2 protein-coding genes are annotated in these 1,066 nt (G+C 47.4%); both read right to left on the reverse strand.

The genetic code is table 11. The features are described from left to right. A partial coding sequence (locus tag E1189_RS24600; RefSeq protein WP_230459922.1) for a hypothetical protein occupies positions 1-284 on the reverse strand: 284 nt, incomplete at its 3' end. A 75-nt stretch (positions 285-359) separates the two neighbouring features. Then, positions 360-893: a hypothetical protein gene (locus E1189_RS01175; RefSeq protein ID WP_155158284.1), complete on the reverse strand. Its 534-nt coding sequence runs from the start codon at positions 891-893 to the stop codon at positions 360-362. Between the last annotated feature and the right edge of the window lie 173 nt (positions 894-1,066).

A 1,066-nucleotide genomic window follows, 5' to 3' on the forward strand; every position in this document is an offset into this window, starting at 1 on the left:
AATAGCGTCTCGGCCTCATCTAATGCTCTTCTGGGATTGGACTTCAGAAGATTAAAAGCATCATTTATGTCGTGATATGTCTGGACACGAGAGTAAGGCGGGTAGTGCTGGGTACGATATTGTGAAAGTTGGCGGCGTTCAGAGTTATCCGCACTCCCTGAGTACGAAGGGCCTTGGATGCCGGGGATATCAGGCATATAGCTGGCTGGATAGCTTTGCATGTAAGAAGGAGGAGGCGCCTGTCGACCATGGCGCTCTTTCCCATAGTGTGGCGGTATGTTCATACTCTGAATAAGCCTTAGCAGTTAAGTACCCTTAGCCTCCAGGATTCATCTCTCGTCAGTTCATGTCAATGGGGTTCAAGTCTGTTGGCCGGCCAGTTGAAGAGTCATTCCAATTAGCTCTTCTAGCTCGTGTTTCATTTCTGCTTCGGTACCTAACTCTTGCAGCTTATTAAGATGTGGCGAATCGGCTACAAGCTGGAGACAGTAAGCCAGTTGACGGACACAGGATGCACTACTACCTTCACAGTTCTCCACCGCAATTGCAGCCCATTTTAACGCGTCCCCCATAATGACAGGATATCTGGGCAAGGTTTTCTCAACATCCGTTAATGTCTGGCAGGAACGAATACTCGAATCTAAAAAGATTTTAGTGACAAAATCGATATTCTCATCATTACTGGGGATATGAGTAAAGACAGTCTGAGCCGGGCAGGGCTTCGGGTTGAGTTGTAAAGGTGAGCGGTGCACATCGTGACCAGCACTCTCTGGGAGCGGAGTGCATTGTGTAGAGGGGGTACCAGCCGCAGACCCACTTGAGTCTTTTTGTTCGTGAGAAGAAGATGCCTGCTGGTATTGGCTGCCTGTTCCATAGTTTGGTTGTACATTCATACGATAGTCCTCAGTCACTGTTTTGCTTCAGAGTGTTGGTGAAACTTTGTATTAATATGGGCTATGGTGAGGCAACAAAAGTTCACTGTTGGTCAGAATCACTGACAGGGTCGTTTAAAGATTAAGTACCCGGACCATTGCTATCGCATAATGATGGCGAGTGGATTTTTTCG

Origin of the sequence: Parendozoicomonas verongulae (genome assembly GCF_009711465.1) — a bacterium.
In the GTDB taxonomy this organism is placed as follows: domain Bacteria; phylum Pseudomonadota; class Gammaproteobacteria; order Pseudomonadales; family Endozoicomonadaceae; genus Sansalvadorimonas; species Sansalvadorimonas verongulae.

Coding starts and splice junctions, on each gene's coding strand:
- E1189_RS01175 (WP_155158284.1), bottom strand. CDS start 893: ATGAATGTACAACCAAACTATGGAACAGGCAGCCAATACCAGCAGGCA.